We start from the raw sequence: 20971 nt of genomic DNA, 5'->3' as shown, positions 1-20971 counted from the left end.
AACGGTCAAAGGGGGCAGGACATGGAGCGGAGCGCTTCCGCGCGGCCAGATCAGATAGCGTTGGGCATCGCCAGCATTCTCGGGTCGGTGTTTTTCATGGCCTTCGCCGATGCGGTCGTGAAGCTGGTCAGTGCCGATCTTACCCTGTGGCAGGTTTTCACGGCACGCGCTCTCATGGGCCTGCCGGTGCTGCTCGTCCTGCTGGGCGCGACACGAACCCGGTTCCGGCCGGTCGTCCCGTTCTGGACCTGCCTCCGCAGCGTTCTTCTCGTCCTAACCTGGATCGCTTTCTATACATCCTTGCCGGAGCTGGAACTTTCGGTCGCCGCCGTCGCCGTCTACACAAACCCGATCATAACGGCACTGCTCTCCGCCCGAATGCTGGGCGAGCCGGTCTCGGCACGACGCTGGGGTGGCGTCCTGCTCGGCTTCTCCGGTGTCGTCGCGATTTTGCGGCCGGGCACCGACGCCTTTTCCTGGTTCACCCTGCTGCCGTTTCTCGCCGCCTTCCTCTATGCGATCTCCATGGTGGTCACCCGGAGCAGATGCCGCGACGAGGCGCCGCTGACCCTCGCCTTCGCCCTCAACGGCACCTTCCTTGTCGCCGGTCTCTGCGCGACGTTGCTGCTCGCGCTCTTCGGCCTCACACCCGAGACGCAGGCTACCTACCCGTTCCTGCTGGCAGACTGGGCGCCCATGGGGCTGCGCGAATGGGCATTGATGGCGCTGCTCGGCACCCTCATGGCCGTCTATGCCGCCGCCGTGGCCAAGGCCTACCAGATTGCCCCGCCAGCCATCATCGGGACCTTCGACTACGCCTATCTGATCTCGGCCGCAGTCTGGGGCTTTGTGTTCTTCTCGGAAACTCCCGACGCACTGACGCTCGCCGGCATGGCCCTGATTACCGCCGCCGGACTCATCGTCGCCGCGCCCGCGCGGCGTCCGCGTTCTGCTGCCGGATAGTTGCTAGACGCTTTGTCCGGCAAGCCAATGGACAGCGTCCTCCACCGTTCGGGAAACCGTGCCGACCGGCAGCGGCGGACGTCGCACCATAACCACCGGCAGGCCGAGAGCGCGGGCGGCAAGGATCTTCCCGTAGGTCGCGGTGCCGCCGCTGTTCTTCGAGACGATTGCGTCGATGTGGCGGTCTTTCAGGAACGCGATCTCGTCGGCTTCGGAGAGCGGCCCCCGCGCCAACACCAGCGCCGCGCCGGGCGGAAGATCGTCCTCTTCCGGCGACTCGACCGAGCGGACAACAAAAGAGCAATTGCCGAGCGTCTTGTAGGGCGCCAGTTCTTGTCGTCCGATGGAGAGGAAGACCCTGAGCGGGCGCGTCGCCGAAAGCGACTCAAGATGACGCGCAGCGGCGTCGTTGCTCTCCACCACGTGCCAGTCATCTCCCGGCCCCGCGACCCATTCCGGCCGGACAAGATGCTGGCACGGCACCAACGCAGCCTTTGCCGCCTCGGCCGCGTTGGCGGAGATTTGCGCCGCGTAGGGATGGGTCGCATCGACCAGTGCCGTGATGCTTTCCGACTTCAGGAAAGCGGCCAGCCCGTCCGCGCCGCCGAAGCCGCCGGTGCGGATTTCGCAATCCGGCAGCTTCGGATCACGCGTGCGGCCGGCGAGTGAGAGGACGATCTCCAGATCCGGATGCGCCTCCCGCACCGCCGCGACGAAACGGTTGGCGAGTTCGGTGCCGCCGAGGACGAGCAGGCGCGCCATGTCTCAGACCTCTCCCGCGCTGCCGACGAGTTTGCCCTCGCGATCGAACACCTCGATGACGATCTCCGTTCCGGCGCCCTCCAGCATCTTCAGCGCCTCCTCGCGCGCCAGCGCCGCAATCCGGTCGCCAAGCGGCAGCTCCGCCTCGCGGGCGATGTTCAGCACCTCGAGCCCGGTATTCGCCGCCCGCGCCGCCAGCACCAGCTCTGCGCTGCCCCCGACCTCACCGAGCCGGGCGGCGAGCCAGTCCATGTCGATCAGGCTGCGGCCGGAATGGAGGTCCATATGGCCCTCGGCCAGCTTCGCGAGCTTGGCGAAGCCGCCGCCGATGATCAGTTTCGGCACCGGATGGCGGCGGAGATATTTCAGCATGCCGCCGGCAAAGTCGCCCATGTCGATGAAGGCGGTTTCCGACAACCCATGCCGCTTCGCCACCGCCGCCTCCGAGGTGGAGCCGGTGCAGGCGGCGATCAGCGGAAAACCTTCGGCGCGCGCCACGTCGATGCCGCGATGGATGGAATGGATCCAGGCCGAGCAGGAGAAGGGCACGACCACGCCCGTGGTACCGAGAATGGAAAGCCCGCCGACAATGCCGAGGCGGGGGTTCCAGGTCTTCTTCGCCAGCTCTTCCCCGCCCGGCACGGAGATCTCGATCTCGACATCGCCGGATCCGCCATGCGCCGCCGCGACCTCCGCGACGACGCCGCGCATCAGCTCGCGCGGCACCGGATTGATCGCGGGCTCGCCCGGAGGAATCGGAAGGCCGGCCTTGGTGACGATGCCGACCCCCTCTCCAGCCTTGAAATGCACGCCGCTCCCCTTCGCTCCCGGCTTCACGGTGACGGAGATGGTAGCGAGATGGGTCACGTCCGGATCGTCGCCCGCATCCTTCACGATGGCGGCGGTCGCGGCGCCGTCCGAGAGCGATTCGCGGGAGAGCGCGAAGGAGGGCTGCTCGCCTTTCGGCAGGGTGATGGAGACCGGATCCGGAAACTCACCCGTCAGCAATGCGGTATAGGCCGCCTTCGTCGCCGCCGTCGCGCAGGCGCCCGTGGTCCAGCCGCGCCTGAGAGGTCCGTCCGGTTTCCTTGCCATGGGAAATGTCTTAGACCGTCCGGGCGCCGTCATCCATGTCGAATTCGCGTCGCAAGAGGACGCTCGCACGGCAGAGTGGACAAAGTTCCGCGGCAAGGATGGGGACGTTACCGCGCTGGTATTGGGGAAAGTGCGGGGGTAGGTTTGAGAGATGAGCAAGTTGACTGATTTCGCCGCCGATTTCACGCCCGGAAGTGTCTGGCTGGTGGGCGCCGGCCCCGGCCATGCCGGGCTGCTGACGCTGCAAGCGCATGCCGCCCTGCAGGCGGCGGACGTGATCGTCTATGACGCGCTGGTCGGCGACGACATCCTCGCGCTCGCGCCGGAGGCGACGCCGCGCGAATATGCCGGCAAGCGCGGCGGCAAGCCCTCGCCGAAACAGGCCGACATCACGCTCCGCCTGATCCAGCTCGCCCGCCATGGCAAGCGCGTGCTGCGGCTGAAGGGCGGTGATCCTTTCGTCTTCGGACGCGGCGGCGAGGAAGCGCTTTCCCTCGTCCAGGCCGGCGTGCCGTTCCGGATCTGCCCCGGCATCACAGCCGGGATCGGCGGCCTCGCCTTCGCCGGGATTCCGCTCACCCACCGGGACACAAACCATGCCGTGACCATGATCACCGGCCACGACGCGACCGGGAATGTGACCGGCGTCGACTGGGAAGCGGTCGCCAAGGGCAGCCCGGCGCTCGTCCTCTACATGGCGATCAAGCATATCGGCGCGATCGCGGAGAAACTGATCGCCGCCGGACGCCCGGCGGACGAACCGGTCGCCGTCGTCACCAATGCCTCGCTGCCGGAGATGAGCGTTTTGGAAACCACCCTCGGCAGCGCCGCGGCGGATATCGAGAAACACAAGGTGCAGCCGCCCGCCATCGTCGCGGTCGGCGAGATCGTCCGCCTGCGCTCGGGGCTCGACTGGCTCGGCGCCGAAGGTGGCAAGGAGCTGGACCCGGATCCGCTCGGCCTCGGACGGGGCGACAGCGAACGGGCCGGATGAGCACGCCTCCCGGCCTGATCGTCGCCGCGCCTGCCTCGGGCAGCGGCAAGACCACGATCACCCTCGGCCTGCTGCGCGCGCTCAAGCGTCGCGGCGTCGATGTCGCCAGCGCCAAGACCGGCCCGGATTATATCGATCCCGCCTTCCACGCCGCCGCGACAGGACGTCCCTGCCCCAATCTCGACAGCTGGGCAATGCGTCCGGAGACACTTGCCGCCGCCCGTCCGTCGGATGCGGCCCTGGTCGTGGCCGAAGGCGTCATGGGCCTCTTCGACGGCGCCAATCTCGGCGAGGAGCACGATCCGTTCGGCGACGGCTCGACGGCGAGCATCGCCCGGCGGACCGGATGGCCGGTCCTGCTCGTGGTGGATGCCGCGCGCCAGGCGCAGTCGATCGCGGCCCTCGTCGCCGGGTTCGCGAACTTCGATCCCGAAATCAGGATCGCAGGTGTCATTCTCAACAAGGTGGGCAGCGCACGGCATGAGGAAATGCTCCGGCGGGCCCTGCTCAACGATGGCCACCCGGTGCTCGGCGCCGTGCGCGCGGAAAAGGCGATCGAGCGGCCCAGCCGCCATCTCGGCCTCGTGCAGGCGGGCGAGCATCCCGATCTCGAGACTTTTCTCGAGCAGGCAGCCGACAAGATGGACGCCGAGCTCGACATCAAGGCGATCATCGCCTCGGCCCGCGCAGGTACGGCGACGAACGGCAGCGCGGCGACGCCGCCCTTGCCGCCGCTCGGCCAGCGCATCGCCATCGCCCGGGACGCGGCCTTCGCCTTCGCCTATCCGCATATTCTGGACGGCTGGCGCAAGGCCGGTGCGGAGCTATTCTTCTTCTCACCGCTCACAAACGAGGCGCCGGCTGCGGATGCCGATGCCGTCTACCTGCCCGGCGGTTACCCGGAACTCCACGCCGCGCACATCGCGGCGGCCGAAACCTTCCTCGCGGGGATACGTCAACTGGCACGGTCAGACGTCGCGATCTACGGCGAATGCGGCGGCTACATGGTGCTGGGGGAAAGCCTCACGGACGGCGAGGGCAAGGCGTACCCGATGCTCGGCCTGCTTCCGCATGAGACCAGTTTCGCTACGCCGAAACGCCATCTTGGCTACCGCATCGCGGAGGCAATCGCCACGACCAAGCTCGGTCCCGCCGGAAGCGTTTGGCGCGGGCACGAATTCCACTATGCTTCCGCCGTCGGTTCCGTTGCCGGAACGCAGCTCTTCCGGATCTCCGATGCCTCTGGCGCGGAGCTCGGGACGATCGGCGGCTGCAGCGGGTCCGTGTTCGGATCCTTCCTGCACCTGATCGACCGTTCGGGTGCCTGACCCATGCGGGACGCACCATGGCCGGAACAGCTCAAGACCGCCTCCATCCGGGCTCCATCGAGACCCGGCAGGGCTGGATCATCGTCGCCGCCTCGCTTGCCTATATCATGGTCGCCTTCGGGCCCTCCTACCTGCTGGTCGTCAGCCTGAAGCCGATCGCGGCCGGCTTCGGTTGGCCGCGCTGGGTGCCGTCGCTCGCCTATTCGCTGCTGCTGCTCGGCACCGGGCTCGGCGGCATCGTCATGGGGCTCTGGGCGGATCGCGCCGGCCTCGGGAAGCCCGCCCTGCTCGGCGCGCTCGTGGTCGGCAGCGGCGTCATGGCCGCCAGCTTCGCCGCGAACGAGTGGGTGCTGCTGCTGCTCTGCGGCCCGGTGATCGGCTTCCTCGGGACCTCCGCCGCCTTCGCCCCGCTGCTGACCAACACGACACGCTGGTTCGACCGGCGGCGCGGCATCGCGGTCTCCGTCGTCGCCAGCGGACAGGCGCTCGCCGGCGCGATCTGGCCGCAGATCTTCAATTACGGGATCGAGCATTCAGGCTGGCGCCAGACCTGGTTCGCCTATGGCGCGCTCGCGATCTGCGTCATGCTGCCGCTTGTCCTGGTTCTGCGCCGCCCGCCCCCGGAACAGCCGAAGCCCGCGGGGCTCGCCAGCGACGCCCCCGTGCGACGCTCGGCCGCCATGCGGCAGATGCCGCTCGCCTTCCTCTCCCTCGCGATCGTCGGCTGCTGCGTCGCCATGGCGATGCCGATGGTCCATATCGTGGCATATTGCACCGATCTCGGCTTCGAGGCGGCACGGGGCGCGGAGATGCTCTCCCTGCTGCTCGCCTGCAGCGCCGTCAGCCGGCTCGGCTTCGGCTTCCTCTCGGACCGGCTCGGCGGGTTGCAGACAATCTTCATCGGCGCAGCGCTGCAGGCGATCGCGCTCTCGCTCTTCGCCGTGGTCGACAGCCTTGCAGGCCTCTATCTCGTCTCCGCCCTCTTCGGGCTTGTCTTCGGCGGGATCGTGCCGGCCTACGCCCTCGCGACGCGCGAGATGCATCCGGACGGCGAGGTCGGCTGGCGCATGGGCGTGGTCTTCTTCTTCGGCACCGTCGGCATGGCGCTCGGCGGCTTTCTCGGCGGCTGGATCTTCGACCTGACCGGATACTACCCGCTCGCCTTCGTGGTCGGCGTCAGCTTCAACATCGTGAACCTGCTGAGCCTGACCTGGCTGATCCGCTACCGCTCGATCGCGATCCTTCCGAAGCCTGTCGCGGCCTGATCAGACCTCGAGCACCATCGCCCGGATGTCCGACAGGTCGCGCGGGCCGTAGCCCCTGAAGACCCCGTGCTTGAAGACCTGGCGCGCCGTCTGGCAGACCCACATCGGGATGCCCAACGCCTCGCCCTGCTCGATGGCGAGATCGACATCCTTCATCAAAATATCGACGGCCGCGCCGAAGCTGGCCCCTTCGGTCAGGAGGAAGTCCGGAAAGACGCTCATGCTCGCGAAGCTGCGCCCGGTCCCGTTGTTCAGGACCCGGAGCATGTCCTCGGGTTTGACGCCGCCCTTCTCGGCCATCGCCATCGCCTCCACCGTCGCGACCAACGCGGTCGCGAAGACGATGTTGTTTGTCAGCTTCATGACCTGCGCGGTACCCGGCCGGTCGCCGGCGATCACCACGGTCTTGCCCCACGACTCGAAGATCGGTTTCAGCGCATCGGTGGTTTCCGGATCGCCGGAGACCATGACCGATAGCGTCCCGGCTCGCGCGCCCGCCGGACCGCCGCTGATCGGCGCATCGACGAGCGTGATATCGTGCGCAGCGCAGGCCCGTTCCACTTCCTCGACGAAGGGTCCGCCGACGGTGCAGGTATTGACCAGGGTACGGATCGCGGAGCCGGCCAGCAGACCGTCCTCTCCATTCAGCGCATTCCGGAAGATGCCGAGCGTCGGCAGCGAGACGACGACGATCTCGCAATTGTCCGCCAGATCCTTCGGCGAGGCGGCACGGCGCGCCTGACGCTCGAGCAGCGGCTGCATCGCTTCCGCCCGGACGTCGAAGATCCAGAGTTCATGTCCGGCGTCGAGCAGCTTTCCGGACATCGGCAGCCCCATGGCGCCGACCCCGAGATATCCAATACGCATACGTTTCCCCTCCCATTCGCCGGTTTTTCCGGTTCGGCGAATGGTAGCGCGCTCCGCAGAGCGGAGGAACTGCAGGCGAACGGCAGAGCGAAACTTACGGAGTCGAACAGAAAAAGATCAGACCGGCGGCTTGCCGCTGATGATCTTGGTTTTGGCCTTCGGCTTGTATTTCGGCGCCGCCTTGGCTTCCGCCTTCTTCAGCGGCACGCCGAACAGTTCGAGATGGTGGTCGACCAGCTCGAAGCCGAGCTCACGGGCGATGTAGTCCTTCAGCGCCTCGAGTTCCTCGTTGTAAAACTCGATCACGTCGCCTGTGGTCACGTCGATCATATGGTGGTGGTGATCTTCCTCACCATTCACCTCTTCATAGCGCGCGCGACCGTCGCCGAAATCGCGCTTGGTGACGATATTGGCTTCCTCGAACAGCTTCATGGTCCGGTAGACCGTGGCGATCGAGATGGACCGGTCGATCTCCCGCACCCGCTCATGCAGCGATTCGACGTCGGGATGGTCTTCGGCTTCGGACAGCACCCGCGCGATGACGCGCCGCGGCTCCGTCATTTTCAGCCCTTTTTCGAGGCACAGGGCGGCAACCCTCGATTCCATGCTGGCTTCAGCCATTCCCTGACAACGCTCCGTTCTGTCGGGACCATCTTCGGATTGGGAGAATATAACAGCACCTTTGACAAGACAAACCAGCTTTCCACTCGGACGGCGCATAGCCCGGCGTTCGGAACGCGCCGGAGAGCACGACTGTTTCGGGAGTCAAACGAATCGCATTTCGGTGATATTGTATGAAAATGCAATTCCAGGTTCGGGAGGCATATCGTGACATCAGAAAGATCACAACTGCTGGTGAACAGGGATCAAATCTGCAGACTCTATGGTGTTTGGTCGGAGATGCCGGAGGACAAGCCGCGCCGGGCGCTCGACCCGCTGGCGCTGGGCGCCCCCCTGCTTCCCAACCTCGCGCTGCTGAAGGCGCTTCCGGACGGCTTCCAGTACGACCTTGTGGGGGAAAGGGTAAGCGAGCTTTCCAATGCCTTCCACCGCGGAGCCACCGCGAGTGTGGAGAAGGAAACGGCTAGGCGTCCCGACCTGTTCCGGCAGATGCGCGCGGTCGCGAGGACCCGCCAGCCCGGAGCCCGGTTCGCCGCACTCGATAATCCATCGGGCTACAGGCCGCGCTATTTCAGCATGATCCTGCCGCTCTCGATCGATGGCGGGACGGCCCGCGACCTTCTGCTCGGGGTCTGGCCGCTGCCTGCATGCGCAGGGTCGGGGGAGGAAATGCCGGAAGACGATGTGGCGTCCGTCCCGCAATTCATCGACAGCCTTCGCTGCGAACGCAGGGCCTCGCCAAAGACCGTCATGTGCCGGATCGCGTTCGGGGAGGAATCTCTTGCCTCCCGCTAGGCAGATTCGGACGAAACTCGAAGAATTCGCCCGGGCCCAACCGAGGTTTCATTTCAACAACAGGCACTAAGTCTTTGGACTCGCGTAGAGTCCTTGCATCGGCACCGATCTTGCTGATTTGGAGGCATGGAAATGTCCCCGCTCCAGGTCGGCGCCGCCGAGTTCGGTCCCGTCGGTCTGAAAATCGACACCTCCGACATGGACAGCCTTCACCGGCTGCCCCTCGGTCTGCTCCCCCTGAAGACCCAGGCACTGAAGCGGCATTCCCTGATCAAGAATGCACAGCTGAACAGCGTGGTCGAGCTGTTCAACGACGGCGGATCCGGCAGCGGGCAGATCCGGCCGGACTCCCTCCCCGGCCACTTCAACTCGAGCGATCCCGAGCTGCTCAGCGACATCGCCATGCTGAAACGGCTCGCCGCGATCGGCAGTTATGACGTCTATACCCTGCGCGTCGCGCTTCGGGAGCTCGATATCGGCTTCGAGCATTACGACGCGCTGAAGCTTTCGCCGGAGAAGTATCGCGAACTCACCCAGTTCATGAAACAGTACACACGGCCGATCATCCGGCGCCTTTTCGCCAAAGAAGGCGGGCAGCTGGAAAGCTATGGCAACCTGGTCCAGTATCTGCGCGATCCGGACCGCGACACCGTCCTGCAGGAGTTGGAACGGCTGGCGGCCGATCTCGAAACGACGGTCGGGGCCATTCCGCGCTTTCTCGAGAATTACGGCGACACCTTCCTCGGCTTCTCCTATTTCCGCAGCTGCCTCACGGAATCCGAAAAGCGGATCCGGCTGTTCCGGCCCTGGACCCAGGAGTTCCTCCGCTCTCCGATCGCCCGCGACAACGCATCGCTGCAGATCCGCGTCGCCCAGGGCCTTCAGTCCCTGCAGGAGATTGTGGAGTCGGTGCGCCAGCGCTTCGCCTATTTCGACCAGAGCTCGACCGAGTTCTGGGAGAACCCGACGGCGGAATCCTTCCGCAGTCTCCGGTCCCAAATCACAGAGCAGCACGCGGCGACCGGCAGCGTGCTCTGCGGCCTCGTCGTGAAGTTCAACCTTTGGAGCGAGCGTTTCAGCACCGGCGGCGGCGGCCATCAGCGGCGGCTGGAATTCCTCGAATCGGAAATCCTTCCCGGCCTCACCACGCTCGCCGAAACGGAACGCCGGATCGCCATTCGCTTCCAGAACTGACGGAGACCGTTTCGCCGGCACTTCGTAAGAGCGGGGAGGCGCCGATTTTCTCCTTGCACCGTGCGCCGGGACGTCTTAAGTAGCCGTTCCCGCGCAGGGTATGCCGCAGTAGCTCAGTTGGTAGAGCACGTCATTCGTAATGATGGGGTCGGGGGTTCGAGTCCCTTCTGCGGCACCACTTCCCGAAAATCGTCTCAGTTCAAGCCGGTGTCATGAACCGGGAAGCAGCTTCTTCGGCGCCTCCGGGACCATAATTCCGTCGTCGTCCGCCGCCGGACCCGCCGAGCGGCCCGGCACCGGCATGATCATGGCGTATTCGCCCTGCTCACGAATACGGTTCCGGACTTCGGTCAGCCACTCCTTCGACTCTCCGACGCCGACCATGAGACGGACGAAAAGACCGGCCACCGTCTCCACCTCGACCATCGTCGGCTCCTGCCGGGAAAGCAGATCGGGATATTGCGTGCGCATGACTTCCCAACCGGCCAGCGCGGCATCATGGGACTTGTAGGAGGCAAGATGCAGCCCCCGGGCTCCGCCGCCCTCCGGCCAGGCGAGCCGGCTGGTCCTGAGTTCGAGGCGCTCGAAGCGCGCACTGTCCTGGGCCTCCCGGTTTTCCATATCCGCGTTGAGCTTGCTGACGGCGCGCAATGCGGCGTCAATATCGTCCCGCATCCGGTCCAACTCGGCGACGTCCACTCCGGCCGCCGGAGCAGCGGGGCGCCGGCCGGGAACATTGGCCTCGCCGAGATCGATCCGCTTCTCGATCGTGCGTGCCACGATACTGAGTTCGGTCTGCAACTGACCGAGCTGGGTCTCGACCTCGGTCAAGCGCCCGTCCCCGGTATCCTGGGACTTGATCGTTTCCGCCACCCGATCGTCGATATATTGCCGCCGGCGCGGCCCGCGCTCGGACTCGGCCCGGTCCAGCTCGTCACGGACCAGGGAGCGGACCTTCATCTCTTCCGTCCCGCTCCCGAAAAGGTCGCTGAGCCCACATCCGCCAAGCGGCAGCAGCAGCAGAAAAGCGAAGCAGATTTGGGGGAATTTCATAAAGAGCCTCGAAGGACCTACAATATCTTGTAGTATCGTAGCAGAGCCGTGGCGTCTTGAGAATCCCGCGTGTAATGCGGGACAGGATCGCACGCGGAGCGGCTTCGAGAGACGCGGGAGGTCCGACATGCCGAAATACACGCCCGGCCCGTGGCGCATGAACCAGAGCGGCGAGCTCTGGTCCTACGCACGAGGTGCGTCGCCGGCTCAGATCGGCACGATCAGCTGGAGCGGTGAAGCGACCGAACGCCAGGGAAATGCCCAGATCATCGCCGCCGCCGCGGACCTCAGCGAGTGCCTCGACGAGGTCATGCTGCTGGTCTCGCAGCCCGAGATTGCCGAAGCGATCCTCGGCTCGGACAGACTCAAGACGCGCGCCCGGATGATCCTCGACAATGCCCGTCAGGTCATCAAGGAAGCGACCGGACGGGAACTGCCCGAATGGCCGCTGCGCGATCCGTCAGATACGCGCCTGGAAGGCTGAGGCGGCCATGGACCTGCGGGAGCTCGTCAAGCGGATCTCCGACAGCGAGATCGGCGACTGGACTCCGATCCTGCGTCCGACCTATCGCCACCGCCTTGTCACAAGGAAGAACGCGAAGGGCGAGGAAACCGGACTCGCAGCCGATCAGCACAAGCTGCACCTCACCTACAAGAAGGATATCCGGATCACGCTCGGCTTCGGCATGGTGGAGATCGCCAATTATCACGTGCCGGCGCCGAACCCCTATGCGGGCGAGAATGCGCGCACGCACCTGCTCGACTGCTATTGGGAGGGCCGCCTCGCCTTCCGGGACATCGTGGTGAATGTGGGCCGCAACCGATGCTTACTGCCGCTTCCGCCGGAATGGAGCGAAGAGGGAATGGAAATACCGGTGACGCGCTACGGGCTGGTCAGGCTGATCCACGACATCGCCGGACCGCCGACCGATTTCGACCTCCATTTCACGGCCATCGGCATGCAGAGGATCAACAGGCGCTGGCCCTGATCAGAACATTTTCTGGAAGAACCCGCCCGCATTGTGCAGCAGGAAGATCGCGCCCAGCCCGCCGCCGAGAATCAGCACGAGCAGCAACGTGACCTTGATCGCCATCGCGTAGTCGCTCTTTGTATTCTTGCCTTTTTGGGAGCGTTTTGGCGCGGAAGCGGGATTCAGGACGGCTGCGGCACCCGGTGGCGTCGGCGCCGGCGCTTCGGCAGCCGCCGGGGCCGGCTTATCGCGGCCCACTTTCGACGTGGTGTCGAACACCACGATCTCCTTGCCCTGACCGGAGGCCGGATCATAGGTGTCCTTGACGACCTTCACGGCCTGGAACTGCTTTTCGCCGTGCAGGGACTTCGCAACCTCGATCGCGCCGTCGCGGTCCGGATAGGTCGAATCGACCGCCCAGCTGCCGCCCTTGAGGGTATGTACCTCGTAAAGTGTCTGAACCGCCATCGCTTGCGCGCCTTCAACTCAACCTATGCGCTTGCGCCCGGTCGTCCAAGCGCAAGGATTTATATATAAATTAGTATTTAGGAGGGGTTAACGGATTTTCCGTGAAATCCTGAGGAAAAGAAAAAGCCGCGCCGGTTGCCCGGGCACGGCTCTTTCGAATTTGTGCCTGACTGCGAGGCTATTCGCGATTGCCGAGGAGCTGCAGCAGGAACAGGAACATGTTGAGGAAATCGAGATAGAGCTGCAGGGCGCCCATGACCGACTTCTTGGTCGCGACCTCGTGGCCGTCGGACTCCATGTACATGTTCTTGATGTTCTGAGTGTCGTAGGCGGTCAGGCCCGCGAAGACCAGGACGCCGCCGACCGAGATCACGAAATGCAGCATGGTCGAGGCCATGAAGATGTTCACGACGCTGGCGATCAGGATCCCGATGAGGCCCATGAACAGGAACGTGCCCATGCCGCTGAGGCTTTTCTTCGTCGTGTAGCCGTAAAGACTGAGTCCCGCGAATGCCGCAGCGGTGATGAAGAACACGCGCACGATGCTTTCGCCGGTAAAGACGAAGAAGATGCTGGCCAGGCTGATACCCATCACACTGGCATAGATAAAGAAAGTCGTCCGCGCCGAGGAGGCCGACATCGACTGGACGCGGGCGGCGAGGAAGAACACCATGCCGAGCGGGGCAAGCATGATCACCCATTTCAGCGGCGAGGCGAAGATCAGCTGCGCGAAGGCCGGCGAACTCATCGCGAGGATTTTCGTCCCGAACGCGAAGAAGCCGGTCAGTGCGAGGCCGATCGTCATGTGGTTGTAGACGCCGAGCATATAGTTGCGCAGGCCGACGTCGATCTGTGCGGCCTCCGCCTCGGCGGCTGTCATGTGTTTGCGCTGCAAGTCCATGTCTCACTCCCAACGAGCCGAAGGTCAAAAAAATTCGTCTGAGCAGAAATAAGGAGAGGTGCCTGTGTTTTCAACTGAATCCGGTACGATTTTCGGCCGCCGGGCCCGGGTCTTGCAGTTGAAGCGATAATCGCCCAAATGATCTGAAAGAAATATGCTCGAACAAGAGGATTTTGGGCCGGATGGCTGATCATGGAGACCTGAAACCGCTCTTCGGCGACAGCCGCGACGCGGAGTACGAGCTGGACCTGCGCGGCCTCGACCTCCCGCATTCCGCCGCCTCGGTCGAGCGCATGCTCGAGCGCAGCCGGTTCCGCACCCCGCGCTCGGTCCGCGTGCTGATCGATGCGCCCGACGGCGAGGGGGGAAGCAGTCATTTTCAGCCTTTGGGCCGCATGCTCCTGGACGCCCGCAAGGACGGCGTGCTCACCGCGATGACCACGCTGCCGCCCGAGGACGAACTCGGCTTTCGCGTCGTCACGACCGGCAAACCGGAGAGCGATGACAACGACGCCCCCGGCGGAGATGTGGTAGAAGACGATCTTGTGGACTGAACGGTCCTGACCGGAGAAGCAACGGGACGAAAATGCGATGGGCAGCCTCGCGGACCGCACGGCGGAGTATTTCGAAACCCTGGCGCGCCTGACCCGCGACGCGAGCGTCACGGACCTCGCGGGACGGCCGATGACGATCGGTGCCGGGATCGAGGCCTTCCTTTCCCGGGGACGGGCCGCGCATGAGGCCGGAAACAAGCTCATCTTCATCGGCAACGGCGCCAGCGCTTCGATGGCCTCGCATTACGCGCTCGATTTCTCCAAGAACGGCGGCATCCGGTCCCTCGCCCTGAACGACGGCGCGATGCTGACGGCCTTGGTGAACGATATCGGCGGCGAGGCGGTCTTCGCCGAGCAGATCGGCTATTACGGCCGGGAGGGCGATGTGCTCGTCGCCATCAGCAGCAGCGGCTCCTCGGCGAACATTCTGCGCGCGGTGGAACGCGCACGGGACAAGGGGTGCGGTGTCATCACCTTCTCCGGTTTCGACAGCGAAAATCCGCTGCGTCTTTCCGGAGATCTCAATTTCCATGTCGCCGGGGACGAATACGGGTTTGTCGAAGTGGCGCACAGCGCCCTGATCCACGCCATCCTCGACCTGTCGCTCGGCTGGGGCACGGCGGACGACCGAAATCCGGGTGCCCTGAAGCGCCGCCGGATGGCGGCGGAGTGAGACTGGCACCTACCAGAGGCCCTCATCTTTCGAAAGCGGACGTGCGCGCCCATCTGGATGCGCTCGAGGCGACGGAGGGCGACCGGCGAAACGTGCTCTCGGTCAGACTCGCCTGGCGTCCGGCCTGGGCGATCCGCAGCCGGAAGGGCGCGTGGGCAGACTTCCTCGCGCTGTTCCGCCGCGTGCGCTGACCCGGCGCCCTCAGGTCCCGGACAGGTCCTTCTTCCGGCTCTTGGAGAATTTCAGTTCCTGCGCGGTCAGCAGGTCGCTCGGCCCGACCCAGGCCCAGGCGAGCAGGCAGGGATCGACGTTCCCGGTGGTGATCCGGTGCTCCTGCCCCGGCTTGTTGAGGATCAGCGAACCCGGCGCATAGACCGCCATCTCGTTCTCCGACCAGGCGCCGGCGACGGAGATGTAGCTTTCCTCGATATCCTTGTGGCTGTGCTGCGGATAGGTCGTGTTCGGCGCGAACAGCACGAAGCCGAGGATCAGCTTCTCCGACTTCACCGGCCCGCGCGGCCCGAGCACGTGGCAGAAGGCGTATTTCCGCGCCAGCGCCTGAGGCACCTTTTTGTAGCCGTATTCCCAGACGAGCTGGTCCGAGACCCGCTCCAGCGCCCGACTGAGGCCTGCGAGCGCGTTCCGCGCCCCGAGATCGAAGGCGCGCGGCAGATGCGCCGTCACCGGCTTCGCCTCCGGCGTTCCGATCGCGACCTCGGGATTGCCGTCGATGATCGCGGAGAGCGTGTCCCTCACCCGCCGCCGGTGCGCACGGATCGCCTTGCTCCCGCCGGCCGAACCGTAGCGGTAGAGCGTCTCGAATTCCTGCAGGAGATAGCTCCAGTTGGGGCAATCGCGGAGGGTCAGTGTTTCAGGCTGCCCAGAGGACGCATCTGTTCTCTCGCCGGTCTCGAACATGATCCTGCACACTCCGCCTGCAGATCGATGAGATTATCTCCACATCGAGGAGGAAAGCAGTTCACAGCAATGAGGATTACGTGGAAAACGCCACAACCTGTTGTGATTGCGGCGTTTTCAAAGAGAAGTTCGATCTACCCTATCGTCTGACGGCGCCTACCCCGCACTGGCCGCCGCGATCGCCGCAATGCGGTCCTTCTTGCGGAGCCGCTCGCTTGCCGACTTGAGCTGGCCGCAGGCGGCGAGGATGTCGCGGCCGCGCGGGGTGCGGACCGGGGAGGCGTAGCCCGCCTTCAGGACCACTTGGGCGAAGGCCTCGATGGTCTCGTCGTCGGAACATTCGTACTCGACGCCGGGCCAGGGATTGAACGGGATCAGGTTGATCTTGGCCGGAATGTCCTCGATCAGCTTCACCAGCGCGCGCGCGTCCTCGAGACTGTCGTTCACGCCCTTCAGCATCACGTATTCGAAGGTGATGCGGCGGGCGTTGTTGACGCCGGGATAGGACTTGCAGGCCGCGATCAGCTCCTTGATCGGGTATTTCTTGTTGATCGGCACCAGCTTGTTGCGCAGCTCGTCGTTGACCGCGTGCAGGGACACGGCGAGGTTCACGCCGATCTCCTCGCCGCAGCGCTCCATCTCGGGAACGATGCCGGAGGTCGAGAGCGTGATGCGGCGCTTGGAGAGACCGAGCCCCTCGCCATCCATGGCGATCATCATCGCGCGCTTCACATTGTCGAAATTGTAGAGCGGCTCGCCCATGCCCATCAGCACGATGTTGGTCAGGCGCCGGTCCTCCTGCGCCGTCGGGAAGCCGTTCAGCCGGTCGAGCGCGACCAGGATCTGCGCCACCATCTCGCCGGCGGTCAGGTTGCGCACCAGCCGCTGGGTGCCGGTATGGCAGAAGGAGCAGGTGAGCGTGCAGCCGACCTGGCTGGAGATGCAGAGCGTGCCCCGGTCGTCGTCCGGGATGAAGACCGCTTCCGCCTCGTTGCCGTCGTCGAACTTGAGCAGCCACTTGGCGGTGCCGTCGGTGCTCCACTGCTCGCGGGTGATTTCCGGGCGGCCGATCTTGTAATGCGCGGCCAGCTCGGCGCGCAGCGGCTTCGCCAGGGTCGTCATCTCGGCGAAGTCGGTGACGCCCTTGTGGTAGATCCAGTGCCAGATCTGCCCGGCGCGGAATTTCGGCAGGCCAAAGGTCTTCAGCTCTTCCGCGAGCTGATCGCGGTCGAGCCCGACCAGATCTTTAAGCGCGGGCTGAACCGTCGCGGATTGAACCGGCGCTTCTGGGGCTGAAACTGCTGCTGTCGACATGGGCGGTAAAATGAGTCGAAGAGGCGCCGAAGGCAAGCCGAATCGGCAGAGAGCAGCCATGCCGCCCCCGCGTGGCTCCAGACCACTGCGGCCGTGAGGCTACTTCTTGCAGGTCTTGTCGATGAGCTTCTTGGTCGCGGTGAAGCCGCTCAGCGAGTAGGTGTCCGACGTCTTGGTCCCGCGCGAGGATTGGCCGGTTACCACCATCTTGGCGCCCTTGATCATGGCGTTGACGATCGCGCTGTCGGTCTTCGCGTCCGGCGCCCAGGCACGGTCGTTGTCGGTGAAGAGCTGGAAGGTCTGCCCGCCGATCTCGACCTCGACCTCGCTGTCGGTCTTGTAGGTATAGCCGGTCACGATGCTGAACTCGCCGCGGCTGTCCGAATCCGGATGATGCGTCACCAGCGCGTAGATATGTCCGCGCTTGGAGTAATTGCCCTCGGCCTTGAGCGGCGTGCTCGCCATGTAGCAGACGGTCTTGCCGCCGCTCTGGTAGGTGTAGGCGATCCAGTCGCTGTTGCGACCGATGGTTTGCGGCTCCTGGGCCTGCGCGGCACCGGCGGTGCCGAGAGCGAGTACGATGCCGAGCAAGAACGAGCGGAAGTGCGTCATGGGTCCTGAGCCAGCCATTCCGGTTATCACGTCTGTTAGTTTGGATGCCATCTGAGCGGACATTATTCAATGCAAAGAATGTGGCGGGACTAAGAAGAATTTCGCCCGAAATTAATTCGGCGAGCGAATGATCCACCCACTCCGCGTACCCGTATCACCATCGTCATGTTAGAGCAAATCTGCACACCCATGCTGGAGCGCGATCTTGAGTCGCGTACGACGGAAACGGTAGAACCGGTTCGTATGATTGGCATAAGGGTCAGACACAGCTTGACCATGACGCATGAAGATTTGATCGAGGCCATCGCCGCGCGGCGCGACAGGGAGGCATTCCGCCTCCTCTTCGAGCATTTCGCGCCGCGGCTGAAATCCTACCTTATGCGGCTCGGTGCCGAGCCCACGGTGGCGGAGGATGTCGCGCAGGAGGCGATGGTCATGGTGTGGCGCAAGGCGGAGAGTTTCGACCGCCGGCAGGCCGGCGCGAGCACCTGGATCTTCACCATCGCCCGGAACAAGCGCATCGACCGCCTGCGCCGGGAGAAACGCCCGGAGCTGGATCCGAACGATCCGGCCCTGGTCCCGTCGGAGGAACCCGCTCCCGACCGGACGCTGCAGAATGCCCAAGCGGGCAAACGGGTCGCCGCAGCCATGCGCGCCCTGCCGCAGGAGCAGGCGGAGCTGGTACGGCGGGCCTTTTACGAAGACCTGTCCCACAGCCAGATCGCCGAGGAAAGCGGTCTGCCTCTGGGAACGGTCAAGTCGCGCATCCGCCTGGCGCTCGCCCGGCTGAGGCACGAGATGAAGGATTTCGAGTGACCATGGCTGAAGCAATCTCAGTAAGCAGCGAGCAGGCGGTCGAGGAACTGCTGCTCGGCTATGCCAGCGGCGCCCTGCCCGAGGCCGTCTCGGTGCTGGTCGCAACCCAGCTCGCCCTGCGTCCGGATCTGCGCCGGACCGTGGCGGAATTCGAGGATATCGGCGGCCTGCTGCTGGACGAGATCGAACCGGTACCGCTGACGGCGAGCGCCCTGGACGCGGCCCTGGCGGAAATCTCCGCGAATAACGACGCACCGGCGGAGGATGCGGCCGGCCTGATCGGATCGGATCTGGAAACCGAGGAGATCGTCCCGCAGCCGCTCCGCGGCTATCTCTGCGGCCCGCTCGGATCGCTCGGGTGGCGCAAGCGCGGCCCGGGCATCGAGGAATGCCGCATTCCGGTCAATGACGACCGTTTCGAGATGTCCCTGATCCGCCTGAAGCCGGGCCGTGCGGTGCCGGATCACGGCCATGAGGGCGCCGAGCTGACGCTGGTGCTCGACGGGGCCTTCAGCGATGCCAGCGGCCGCTATGGGCGCGGCGATCTCGCTGTGAACGGCGAGGACGATCAGCATGCGCCGACGGCGGACCCGGAGCTTGGTTGCATCTGCGTCGCGATTACCGGCGGGCCACTGAAATTCTCGAACCCGTTGGTCCGTTTCTTCGACCGTTTGACGCGAGGGTAAACCACGCCTTCAAGAGTAATCGAAGACAAGCAGCCTCATCATCTTGCGCTTGCTCATGAACTCCTCGGAGCGCATGCCTAGATCCAACGCGATGTGCGTTGCCCTTTCTTGGCTCAAATGCAGCTCTGTCTCTGTCCCAGATCGGGGTTGGATCGGCAAGGACCTTGCTCTATATACGGAGCCGCAACAACTCACCCATCGCTCTCGTGCGTTGATAGTGTTGTCCACACCAGTCTGCGTCCCGGGGGGGCAAGCACCAGAATGTCCAGTTCAGTGAAATTCGCGATCATCGGATGTGGCCGGATTTCGAGCCGCCATATCGATGCCTTGGGCAAGACCCCGAACGCATCGCTTGTCGCCCTCTGCGACATGAATGCGGAACGGCTTGCCGAGCGCGAAGCCCCTGAGAGCGTTGAACGGTACACCAACTATCACACGATGCTGCAGAGCCGGCCGGATATTGATGTGGTCTCGGTCCTGACCCCGAGCGGGATGCATGTCGAGCATGCGCTGGATGTGGTGCAGACCTACAAGCGCAATGTAGCAATCGAGAAGCCGCTGGCGATGACGCCGGCGCAGGGCAAAAAACTCGGCGACGAGGCAGCGCGGAACGGCGTGCAGGTCTTCCCAATCTATCAGAACCGGTTCAACAGGGCCGTCCAATTCGCGAAGGACCAACTGTCCGGGGACGGTGAACTCGGTCCGGTCCGCGTCGGCACCGTGCGTCTGCGCTGGTGCCGTCCGCAGCGCTATTACGATCTCAGCCCGTGGCGCGGCACGTTCTCCATGGATGGCGGCGCCCTGACGAACCAGGGCATCCACTATGTCGACCTGCTTCGTTATCTCTGCGGCGACATCAAGCGTGTGAACTCCAAAATGGCCACGCTCGGTGCGGACATCGAGGTGGAGGATACCGTCGTCGCGACGATCGAATTCGAGAGCGGTGCTCTCGGCACCCTTGAGGTCCTGACCTCCGCGCGCCCGGACGATTTCGAGGCCTCCGTCTCCTGCGTGGCGGAAAAAGGGCTGATCCAGATCGGTGGCGTCGCGACGAATACCCTTGAGATCTTCTCTCCGGACAATTCCGTCTGCGCAGAGCACAGCGAGGAGTTTCCGACCGTCTATGGTTTCGGCCATGACGTCGTGATGGCCGGCATTGCCGATGCGGTCCTCGGCAAAGGCGCTCCGCCGACCAGCCTCGAAGACGGCTTGAAGACAATCTCGCTGCTGCATGCCATTTATAGATCTGACGAAGTCGGTGACTGGGTTGACCTGGCAGACAACCCGACCTCGGAGCGACTTGGCCGGCCGGATGACAGCCTGGCAAACCTTTACCGCACTCCGCCGGAAAAGAACTGAGGAACAGCAAAATGATCGCGGCGATTATTCTTGGTCGCAAAGGCAGCGTCGGCTTCCCCGACAAGAACGTCACCAAGGTGCTGGGCCGCCCGCTGTCCTGGTATCCGATGAAAGCGGCGATGAATTGTCCGGAGGTCGATGAGGTTTATCTCTCGACAGACGATCCCCGGCTGACGGAAATCGCCTACGGTCTGGGCGTCCAGACGATCGAAAGGCCGGCACATCTCGCGACTTCCGAAGCACTCGCTGAAGATGCCTACCTGCATGCCTATCAGGAAATCGAGGCGAGGACCGGCAAGGAGGTCGAACTTCTCATCCTGCTGTTTTGCAATGCCGCCACGGTTTCTCCGGAACAGATGAGCGAGGGCATCGCCGCACTGCGCAAGGATCCGACGCTGGATTCTGCGATCACCGTCTCCCGCTACAACATGTGGAGTCCGCTGCGCGCGCGCCGCATCGCCGAGGACGGCAGGGTCTATCCCTTCGTCCCCTTCGAGGCGATCGGCGATCCGGAACAGATGAACTGCGACCGCGACAGCCAAGGAGATGTCTGGTTCGCTGACGTGGCTCTCGTCGTCGCCCGGCCCCGCAACCTGCTCGACCTGGAACATGGCGTGCTCCCACAGCGGTGGATGGGCAACCGGATTCATCCGATCCACAACGAGGCAGGCTTCGATCTCGACTATGAGTGGCAGATCGGCCAGGTCGAATGGTGGCTGAAGAAACACGGCTGGACCGCCGCCGACTGAACGGAAGTACTGG

The 20971-nt window shown here is 64.4% G+C and carries 25 protein-coding genes and 1 tRNA gene; 16 read left to right on the top strand and 10 right to left on the bottom strand.

Annotated elements, in window-relative coordinates; translation table 11 throughout:
* The first annotated feature begins 21 nt into the window (after nt 1–21).
* Nucleotides 22–963, top strand: a complete 942-nt coding sequence (locus IG122_RS17310; RefSeq protein WP_226893700.1) for a DMT family transporter — start codon at nt 22–24, stop codon at nt 961–963.
* A 3-nt stretch (nt 964–966) separates the two neighbouring features.
* Here IG122_RS17310 and IG122_RS17305 read toward each other — a convergent pair whose 3' ends face one another.
* On the bottom strand, nt 967–1725 hold the full coding sequence (locus tag IG122_RS17305; RefSeq protein ID WP_193186502.1) for a cobalt-precorrin-6A reductase: 759 nt from the start codon (nt 1723–1725) through the stop codon (nt 967–969).
* Nucleotides 1726–1728: 3 nt separating this feature from the next.
* The gene (locus IG122_RS17300) at nt 1729–2820 is read right to left on the bottom strand and encodes a cobalt-precorrin-5B (C(1))-methyltransferase (RefSeq protein ID WP_193186499.1); all 1092 of its coding nucleotides are present in this window, start codon (nt 2818–2820) and stop codon (nt 1729–1731) included.
* A gap of 151 nt (nt 2821–2971) precedes the next feature.
* Here IG122_RS17300 and cobA point away from each other — a divergent pair, with 151 nt between their 5' ends.
* From cobA to IG122_RS17285, 3 genes are read left to right on the top strand one after another with little or no spacing between them, the layout of a single operon-like run.
* Nucleotides 2972–3814, top strand: coding sequence for a uroporphyrinogen-III C-methyltransferase (cobA, locus tag IG122_RS17295; RefSeq protein WP_193186496.1), 843 nt, complete (start codon nt 2972–2974; stop codon nt 3812–3814).
* Nucleotides 3811–5142 carry a cobyrinate a,c-diamide synthase gene (locus IG122_RS17290; RefSeq protein WP_193186493.1) on the top strand — a complete coding sequence of 444 codons (1332 nt, stop codon included), beginning with the start codon at nt 3811–3813 and terminating at the stop codon, nt 5140–5142. Before cobA ends, IG122_RS17290 begins: the two co-directional genes overlap by 4 nt.
* Nucleotides 5143–5159: 17 nt before the next feature.
* Nucleotides 5160–6407: an MFS transporter gene (locus IG122_RS17285; protein WP_193186490.1), complete on the top strand. Its 1248-nt coding sequence runs from the start codon at nt 5160–5162 to the stop codon at nt 6405–6407.
* Here the strand turns inward: IG122_RS17285 and IG122_RS17280 are convergent, their stop codons facing one another.
* Nucleotides 6408–7274, bottom strand: a complete 867-nt coding sequence (locus IG122_RS17280) for an NAD(P)-dependent oxidoreductase (protein ID WP_193186487.1) — start codon at nt 7272–7274, stop codon at nt 6408–6410.
* A gap of 117 nt (nt 7275–7391) precedes the next feature.
* The gene (locus tag IG122_RS17275) at nt 7392–7880 is read right to left on the bottom strand and encodes a Fur family transcriptional regulator (RefSeq protein WP_193186563.1); all 489 of its coding nucleotides are present in this window, start codon (nt 7878–7880) and stop codon (nt 7392–7394) included.
* Between the two features lie 222 nt (nt 7881–8102).
* Between IG122_RS17275 and IG122_RS17270 the strand changes: the two genes are divergently transcribed.
* From IG122_RS17270 to IG122_RS17260, 3 genes are all read left to right on the top strand, one after another.
* Nucleotides 8103–8690 carry a PAS domain-containing protein gene (locus tag IG122_RS17270; RefSeq protein ID WP_193186484.1) on the top strand — a complete coding sequence of 196 codons (588 nt, stop codon included), beginning with the start codon at nt 8103–8105 and terminating at the stop codon, nt 8688–8690.
* A 132-nt stretch (nt 8691–8822) separates the two neighbouring features.
* The gene (locus IG122_RS17265) at nt 8823–9884 is read left to right on the top strand and encodes a hypothetical protein (protein ID WP_193186481.1); all 1062 of its coding nucleotides are present in this window, start codon (nt 8823–8825) and stop codon (nt 9882–9884) included.
* A gap of 102 nt (nt 9885–9986) precedes the next feature.
* Nucleotides 9987–10062 (top strand) — tRNA-Thr (locus IG122_RS17260).
* Nucleotides 10063–10094: 32 nt separating this feature from the next.
* Here the strand turns inward: IG122_RS17260 and IG122_RS17255 are convergent.
* The gene (locus tag IG122_RS17255) at nt 10095–10937 is read right to left on the bottom strand and encodes a hypothetical protein (RefSeq protein WP_193186478.1); all 843 of its coding nucleotides are present in this window, start codon (nt 10935–10937) and stop codon (nt 10095–10097) included.
* A gap of 127 nt (nt 10938–11064) precedes the next feature.
* On the opposite strand from IG122_RS17255, the gene IG122_RS17250 reads away from it, so the two are divergent.
* Together IG122_RS17250 and IG122_RS17245 are read left to right on the top strand one after the other, a co-directional pair.
* Nucleotides 11065–11421 (top strand): hypothetical protein, encoded by a 357-nt coding sequence (locus IG122_RS17250; protein ID WP_193186475.1) that lies wholly within the window; start codon nt 11065–11067, stop codon nt 11419–11421.
* A 7-nt stretch (nt 11422–11428) separates the two neighbouring features.
* The gene (locus IG122_RS17245; RefSeq protein ID WP_193186473.1) at nt 11429–11926 is read left to right on the top strand and encodes a hypothetical protein; all 498 of its coding nucleotides are present in this window, start codon (nt 11429–11431) and stop codon (nt 11924–11926) included.
* Here the strand turns inward: IG122_RS17245 and IG122_RS17240 are convergent, their stop codons facing one another.
* Together IG122_RS17240 and IG122_RS17235 are read right to left on the bottom strand one after the other, a co-directional pair.
* On the bottom strand, nt 11927–12376 hold the full coding sequence (locus tag IG122_RS17240) for a hypothetical protein (protein ID WP_193186468.1): 450 nt from the start codon (nt 12374–12376) through the stop codon (nt 11927–11929).
* Between the two features lie 178 nt (nt 12377–12554).
* Nucleotides 12555–13277 carry a Bax inhibitor-1/YccA family protein gene (locus tag IG122_RS17235; RefSeq protein ID WP_226893699.1) on the bottom strand — a complete coding sequence of 241 codons (723 nt, stop codon included), beginning with the start codon at nt 13275–13277 and terminating at the stop codon, nt 12555–12557.
* A 182-nt stretch (nt 13278–13459) separates the two neighbouring features.
* Between IG122_RS17235 and IG122_RS17230 the strand changes: the two genes are divergently transcribed.
* Genes IG122_RS17230 through IG122_RS17220 form a run of 3 tightly spaced genes read left to right on the top strand, consistent with a single transcriptional unit; the run spans nt 13460 to nt 14695 of the window.
* The gene (locus tag IG122_RS17230; RefSeq protein ID WP_193186465.1) at nt 13460–13831 is read left to right on the top strand and encodes a hypothetical protein; all 372 of its coding nucleotides are present in this window, start codon (nt 13460–13462) and stop codon (nt 13829–13831) included.
* Nucleotides 13832–13868: 37 nt separating this feature from the next.
* On the top strand, nt 13869–14504 hold the full coding sequence (locus IG122_RS17225) for an SIS domain-containing protein (protein WP_193186462.1): 636 nt from the start codon (nt 13869–13871) through the stop codon (nt 14502–14504).
* Nucleotides 14501–14695: a hypothetical protein gene (locus tag IG122_RS17220; RefSeq protein WP_193186459.1), complete on the top strand. Its 195-nt coding sequence runs from the start codon at nt 14501–14503 to the stop codon at nt 14693–14695. The genes IG122_RS17225 and IG122_RS17220 overlap by 4 nt, the downstream gene beginning before the upstream one ends.
* A 10-nt stretch (nt 14696–14705) precedes the next feature.
* On the opposite strand, the gene IG122_RS17215 is transcribed toward IG122_RS17220, so the two are convergent.
* From IG122_RS17215 to IG122_RS17205, 3 genes are all read right to left on the bottom strand, one after another.
* Entirely contained in the window at nt 14706–15422 is a 717-nt protein-coding gene (locus tag IG122_RS17215; protein ID WP_193186456.1) for a dimethylsulfonioproprionate lyase family protein, read from the bottom strand.
* 156 nt (nt 15423–15578) lie between these two features.
* Entirely contained in the window at nt 15579–16736 is a 1158-nt protein-coding gene (gene rlmN, locus IG122_RS17210; RefSeq protein WP_193186453.1) for a 23S rRNA (adenine(2503)-C(2))-methyltransferase RlmN, read from the bottom strand.
* A 99-nt stretch (nt 16737–16835) separates the two neighbouring features.
* Nucleotides 16836–17348: an invasion associated locus B family protein gene (locus IG122_RS17205; protein WP_193186451.1), complete on the bottom strand. Its 513-nt coding sequence runs from the start codon at nt 17346–17348 to the stop codon at nt 16836–16838.
* Between the two features lie 276 nt (nt 17349–17624).
* Between IG122_RS17205 and IG122_RS17200 the strand changes: the two genes are divergently transcribed.
* The 4 genes from IG122_RS17200 to IG122_RS17185 all read left to right on the top strand — a co-directional run bounded on the left by IG122_RS17200 (nt 17625) and on the right by IG122_RS17185 (nt 20958).
* Nucleotides 17625–18164, top strand: a complete 540-nt coding sequence (locus tag IG122_RS17200) for a sigma-70 family RNA polymerase sigma factor (protein WP_226893698.1) — start codon at nt 17625–17627, stop codon at nt 18162–18164.
* A gap of 2 nt (nt 18165–18166) precedes the next feature.
* The gene (locus tag IG122_RS17195) at nt 18167–18850 is read left to right on the top strand and encodes a ChrR family anti-sigma-E factor (RefSeq protein ID WP_193186444.1); all 684 of its coding nucleotides are present in this window, start codon (nt 18167–18169) and stop codon (nt 18848–18850) included.
* 261 nt (nt 18851–19111) lie between these two features.
* Nucleotides 19112–20209: a Gfo/Idh/MocA family protein gene (locus IG122_RS17190; protein WP_193186441.1), complete on the top strand. Its 1098-nt coding sequence runs from the start codon at nt 19112–19114 to the stop codon at nt 20207–20209.
* Nucleotides 20210–20220: 11 nt separating this feature from the next.
* Nucleotides 20221–20958, top strand: a complete 738-nt coding sequence (locus tag IG122_RS17185; protein WP_193186438.1) for an acylneuraminate cytidylyltransferase family protein — start codon at nt 20221–20223, stop codon at nt 20956–20958.
* Nucleotides 20959–20971: the final 13 nt, after the last annotated feature.

Source organism: Nisaea sediminum (assembly GCF_014904705.1).
Taxonomy (GTDB): domain Bacteria; phylum Pseudomonadota; class Alphaproteobacteria; order Thalassobaculales; family Thalassobaculaceae; genus Nisaea; species Nisaea sediminum.
This window is presented reverse-complemented; position numbering and strand designations above follow the sequence as displayed.

Coding starts and splice junctions, on each gene's coding strand:
- IG122_RS17245 (WP_193186473.1), top strand. CDS start 11,429: ATGGACCTGCGGGAGCTCGTCAAGCGGATCTCCGACAGCGAGATCGGC.
- IG122_RS17255 (WP_193186478.1), bottom strand. CDS start 10,937: ATGAAATTCCCCCAAATCTGCTTCGCTTTTCTGCTGCTGCTGCCGCTT.
- IG122_RS17195 (WP_193186444.1), top strand. CDS start 18,167: ATGGCTGAAGCAATCTCAGTAAGCAGCGAGCAGGCGGTCGAGGAACTG.
- IG122_RS17200 (WP_226893698.1), top strand. CDS start 17,625: ATGACGCATGAAGATTTGATCGAGGCCATCGCCGCGCGGCGCGACAGG.
- IG122_RS17250 (WP_193186475.1), top strand. CDS start 11,065: ATGCCGAAATACACGCCCGGCCCGTGGCGCATGAACCAGAGCGGCGAG.
- IG122_RS17285 (WP_193186490.1), top strand. CDS start 5,160: ATGGCCGGAACAGCTCAAGACCGCCTCCATCCGGGCTCCATCGAGACC.
- IG122_RS17305 (WP_193186502.1), bottom strand. CDS start 1,725: ATGGCGCGCCTGCTCGTCCTCGGCGGCACCGAACTCGCCAACCGTTTC.
- IG122_RS17310 (WP_226893700.1), top strand. CDS start 22: ATGGAGCGGAGCGCTTCCGCGCGGCCAGATCAGATAGCGTTGGGCATC.
- IG122_RS17275 (WP_193186563.1), bottom strand. CDS start 7,880: ATGGAATCGAGGGTTGCCGCCCTGTGCCTCGAAAAAGGGCTGAAAATG.
- IG122_RS17225 (WP_193186462.1), top strand. CDS start 13,869: ATGGGCAGCCTCGCGGACCGCACGGCGGAGTATTTCGAAACCCTGGCG.
- IG122_RS17215 (WP_193186456.1), bottom strand. CDS start 15,422: ATGTTCGAGACCGGCGAGAGAACAGATGCGTCCTCTGGGCAGCCTGAA.
- cobA (WP_193186496.1), top strand. CDS start 2,972: ATGAGCAAGTTGACTGATTTCGCCGCCGATTTCACGCCCGGAAGTGTC.
- IG122_RS17185 (WP_193186438.1), top strand. CDS start 20,221: ATGATCGCGGCGATTATTCTTGGTCGCAAAGGCAGCGTCGGCTTCCCC.
- IG122_RS17240 (WP_193186468.1), bottom strand. CDS start 12,376: ATGGCGGTTCAGACACTTTACGAGGTACATACCCTCAAGGGCGGCAGC.
- IG122_RS17230 (WP_193186465.1), top strand. CDS start 13,460: ATGGCTGATCATGGAGACCTGAAACCGCTCTTCGGCGACAGCCGCGAC.
- rlmN (WP_193186453.1), bottom strand. CDS start 16,736: ATGTCGACAGCAGCAGTTTCAGCCCCAGAAGCGCCGGTTCAATCCGCG.
- IG122_RS17205 (WP_193186451.1), bottom strand. CDS start 17,348: ATGACGCACTTCCGCTCGTTCTTGCTCGGCATCGTACTCGCTCTCGGC.
- IG122_RS17265 (WP_193186481.1), top strand. CDS start 8,823: ATGTCCCCGCTCCAGGTCGGCGCCGCCGAGTTCGGTCCCGTCGGTCTG.
- IG122_RS17235 (WP_226893699.1), bottom strand. CDS start 13,277: ATGGACTTGCAGCGCAAACACATGACAGCCGCCGAGGCGGAGGCCGCA.
- IG122_RS17300 (WP_193186499.1), bottom strand. CDS start 2,820: ATGGCAAGGAAACCGGACGGACCTCTCAGGCGCGGCTGGACCACGGGC.
- IG122_RS17190 (WP_193186441.1), top strand. CDS start 19,112: ATGTCCAGTTCAGTGAAATTCGCGATCATCGGATGTGGCCGGATTTCG.
- IG122_RS17280 (WP_193186487.1), bottom strand. CDS start 7,274: ATGCGTATTGGATATCTCGGGGTCGGCGCCATGGGGCTGCCGATGTCC.
- IG122_RS17290 (WP_193186493.1), top strand. CDS start 3,811: ATGAGCACGCCTCCCGGCCTGATCGTCGCCGCGCCTGCCTCGGGCAGC.